Annotated in this window: 1 protein-coding gene; it reads left to right on the top strand. The window is 61.5% G+C overall.

From position 1 onward, the window contains the following. The coding region (locus CO669_RS35790) for a hypothetical protein (protein WP_097667125.1) at positions 1-810 on the top strand (810 nt) is incomplete at its 5' end. Between the last annotated feature and the right edge of the window lie 98 nt (positions 811-908).

Here is a 908-nt window from a genome sequence, read left to right as displayed (position 1 = left end):
GCGCTGCTCGTCGGCGCGGGGTTCGTCGTCGGCATCATGCTGGCGCCGGCGGTGGTGTGGATCATCACGCCTGACGAGATCCTGATCGGCCAGGAGCGGCCGTTCGGAAAACTCCGGACGCGGATTGTGGCGAAGGGCGACATCGCGGAGCTCCAGGTCCGTGGCGACAGGGGACACCCTGAGCGCTTCGCCATTTTTCTCAAGCTTGCGTCGGGAGATCAACTGACGTCGCCCCGCATCGCAGAGATCACGCGCACCAACGAAACCAGCCGCCGGATTGCCGAATTGCTGGGAACATCCCTGACCGTACCGCCAGCCAATCCGCTGGACGCCACCAACGCGGAGATACGGATCGGCGACCCCGTGCGGAAGTCGGGCCGCGAAGAGGTGAGAATGGGTATCCTGGTCTTCGCGAGCCTCTACACCATTCTTTACGCCTACATGCTCTGGAAAGACTCATCACCTTCGCTTCCCACGGTGATCTTGCCGCTAATCGGCTACGTCGTTGCCTTCCTCCTCTTTCAGTCTGCGCACAGGTTTGCCGGTGAGTCCTGGATCGTCCGCCATGGTGAAATTCTAATCGAGCGGATATCCCGCAGCGGCGAGCTCTCGGCGGATGCAATTACAGACCGTGACATCGAATCGATTTTCGTCAACCAACCTGACGAGGGCTCTTGCTCCGTTGCTGTCAATCTTCGCAGCGGGAAGACAATGCACAGCCCCAACATTGGGACGGAGACGGAGACGCAAGCGGTGAGCGACGAGATCGTCCGAAGGCTGGGGATCGCCCCGGAGAAGGTGCGCCGATAAGTCCCCTCATCCCGGTTCGGGTGACGCCGTTGTTGCTTGACTCCACGGACCCGTCCGTGGAGTTTTCGCGCGCAACGGAATCAGCCGCCCGCGATGGA

This window comes from Bradyrhizobium sp. Y36, from assembly GCF_002531575.1.
In the GTDB taxonomy this organism is placed as follows: Bacteria; Pseudomonadota; Alphaproteobacteria; order Rhizobiales; family Xanthobacteraceae; genus Bradyrhizobium.
Note: the sequence above shows the minus strand (reverse complement) of the source record. Positions and strands in the feature narration are given on the sequence as shown.